This window comes from Reyranella sp., assembly GCF_050185545.1.
GTDB lineage: Bacteria > Pseudomonadota > Alphaproteobacteria > Reyranellales > Reyranellaceae > Reyranella.
Genome location: NZ_JBFWZI010000361.1, coordinates 1 through 2,959, shown reverse-complemented (window position 1 = coordinate 2,959; position 2,959 = coordinate 1). Strand labels below are relative to the sequence as shown.

Annotated in this window: 3 protein-coding genes; 2 read left to right on the top strand and 1 reads right to left on the bottom strand. The window is 68.7% G+C overall.

Features of this window, described 5'->3' with window-relative positions:
- Positions 1 to 5: 5 nt before the first annotated feature.
- Positions 6 to 1,250 (bottom strand): MFS transporter, encoded by a 1,245-nt coding sequence (locus AB7O82_RS38040; protein ID WP_428621939.1) that lies wholly within the window; start codon positions 1,248 to 1,250, stop codon positions 6 to 8.
- A gap of 75 nt (positions 1,251 to 1,325) precedes the next feature.
- Between AB7O82_RS38040 and AB7O82_RS38035 the strand changes: the two genes are divergently transcribed.
- Together AB7O82_RS38035 and AB7O82_RS38030 are read left to right on the top strand one after the other, a co-directional pair.
- Positions 1,326 to 2,060: a TerC family protein gene (locus AB7O82_RS38035; protein WP_428548923.1), complete on the top strand. Its 735-nt coding sequence runs from the start codon at positions 1,326 to 1,328 to the stop codon at positions 2,058 to 2,060.
- Between the two features lie 71 nt (positions 2,061 to 2,131).
- Positions 2,132 to 2,959 (top strand): polysaccharide deacetylase family protein (locus AB7O82_RS38030; protein WP_428621937.1); only part of this gene is annotated, 828 nt, incomplete at its 3' end.

Sequence of the window (2,959 nt, the reverse complement as noted above, 5' to 3'; positions counted from 1 at the left end):
GGGAATCACCCGCGCCGCTCGGCGGCGAGCTGCCGTCGGCGGATCGCGCGTGCGAACCACAGGGCGAGCGCCGGCAGCACGATGGCGGCGGTCCAGAAGACCGGCGTCGCGCCCCAGCGGTCCACGACGGGGGCGGCGAGCGGCACGCCGATCGCCTGGCCGATGAACAGGCAGAGGGCGAACAGCGCCATGCCCGCGCCGCGCGCCTGCGGCGCCATCTGCGTGCCGTGGACCTGCAGCGTGTTGTGCAGCATGTAGAACGACACGCCCGACACCACGATGGCGGCGAACTCCAGCTCGGCCGACGGCGCCAGCGCCATGCCGGCGAAGGCGAGGCCAAGGCCGATGCCACCCCACAGGCAGAGACCGCGTTCGCCCAGCAGGCGCACGAGCTGCGGCGCCACCATCACGTAGAGGAAGCCGCCGCCGCCGAATGCCGCGACCGCGAACCCGACGGCAGCGAAGCCGAGGCCGAAGCGATGGTGCAGGTCGGCACCGACGAAGGTGAAGGCGCCCCAGAACATGCCGCCTTCCAGCGCCACGATCAGGATCACCGTGACGGCCCAGCGCCGGCGCAGCACGGCGATCATCTGGCTCAGCATCGAGCCCGCGGCCTGCTGCCCGCGCCGGGCGATGGCTGGCCGCGCGATCATGACGACGAGCAACGCGCTGCCGGCGATGCTGTAGATCGCCGCCAGCACCCAGAACACGGCGCGCCAGCCCAGCCAGTCGCCGATCGCGCCGCCCAGCGCCGCGCCGGTCATCAGGCCGAGCGTCTGGCCGCTGAGGAAGCGTGCCAGCGTCGCCTGACGGCGGTCGTAGCTCACATTGTCGCCCACCCAGGCGATCGCGAGCGGGATGATCGCCGAGCTGGTGACGCCCGTCAGGAAGCGCGCCAGGGTGAGCAGGCCCAGCGAGGAGGCGAGCGCGGCGAGGACACAGCACAGCGCGGCGGCGATGCAGGCCAGCGCCACCACCGGCATCTTGCCATATCGATCGCCGAACGGGCCGTGCACCAGAACGAACACGCCGTTGGCGAACAGGAAGGCGGTGGCGGCGATCGACGCTTCGCCGACCGTAACGGCGAAGGCGCCGGCGAGCTGGACGAGCAGGGGATCCACGATACGCATGCTGGCGGCCGAGGCGAAGGCCGCGACGGAGAGCAGGACAATTGCGAGCGCAGGAGAGGGCGTGGGAGCGGGCGTGGCAGGCGGGAACGCAGGCCGCGAACCGGCGGCGGGTACTGACATTGGCCGCGGACTTAGCGGCTCACCATCACAAAAGAAAGGCCTGTCGAGGTCCCGACGATGCCCTATCGTGCCGCCATGGAAGAAATCGGTGCCCTGCTCGTCGATCCGGCCGCCTGGGCCGCCCTCGCCACGCTGGTGGTTATGGAGGTCGTCCTCGGCATCGACAACCTGATCTTCATCTCCATCCTCACCAACAAGCTGCCGGAGCATCAGCGCTCGCGCGCGCGCCGGATCGGCATCGGGCTCGCCGTCGTCCTGCGACTCGGCCTGCTCGGCACCGTCGCCTGGGTTGCTCAGCTCACCCAGCCGCTGTTCAATCTTTTCAACCACGACTTTTCCTGGCGCGACCTGATCCTGATCGCCGGTGGCCTGTTCCTGATCTGGAAGGCGACGGACGAGATCCACGGCAACGTCACCGGCGAGCATGCCGAGAAGGCGGCGGCGAGCGGTACCGCCGGCGTAACCCTGGTGGGCGTGATCGGCCAGATCCTGGTGCTCGATCTGGTGTTCTCGCTCGACAGCATCATCACCGCCGTCGGCATGACCAACGACATCCCCGTCATGGTGGTGGCGGTGGTGATCGCGGTCGGCCTGATGCTGCTGGCGGCCGATCCCCTGGCCCGCTTCATCGGCGACAACCCCACCATCGTCATGTTGGCGCTGGGCTTCCTCCTGATGATCGGCGGCACGCTGTTGGCCGAGGGCTTCGGTGTGCACGTGCCCAAAGGCTACATCTATGCGGCCATGGCCTTCTCCGCCCTGGTCGAGGGCCTCAACATGCTGGCGCGACGCCGGCGCAGGTCGAGATAGTGAAGCGGGGTCGGCGTTGTGGGACGCGACGTGACAAGCTGACTTGCCATCAATTGCGAAGGGATGAACACATGCTCCGCCTGCCGTACCACGACCGTTACGCCTACTCGCCGATCGTCGAGCGCAAGGACTACTCCTGGCCCGAGGGCAAGCGCCTCGCGGTCTATCTCGGGCTCAACATCGAGCATTTCGCCTTCGGCGCGGGGGATGGCCATCTCCTGACGGTCGCCGGCACGCCGCCCGACCCGCGCACCTTCGCCTGGCGCGACTACGGCAACCGTGTCGGCGTGTGGCGCTGCCTGGAGCTGTTCGACGAGCTCGGCCTGCCGGCGGCTCACCTGGTCAACACCACGGTGTTCGATTACGCGCCGCAGATCGTCGACGCCATCAAGGCGCGCGGCGACGAATTCATCGGCCACGGCCGCACCAATGCCGAGCGCCACGGCCAGATGTGGGAGGCCGACGAGAAGCGCTTCCTCGAGGAGGTGCGCGACGCCATCGCCCGGGCGTCGGGCAAGCCGCCGCGCGGCTGGATGGCGCCGTGGATGAGCTCGAGCCATCGCACGCCCGATCTCTTGAAGGAGGTGGGCTTCGACTTCCTGATGGATTGGCCGGCCGACGACCAGCCGCTTTGGATGAAAACGCGCTCCGGCCCGCTGATGAGCGTGCCCTATCCGATCGAGATCAACGACAGCCCGCAGATCCTGGTGCGCCATCACACGCCCGAGCAGTTCCGCGACTTCATCATCGGCCAGTTCGAAGAGCTGCTGCGCCAGTCGGCCCGCCAGCCGCTGGTCTGCGGCATCGCGCTCCACACCATGATCGTGGGCCAGCCCTATCGCCTGCGCCTGCTGCGCGAGGCGCTGCAGCACATCGCCAACCATCCGCAGAAGGACAGG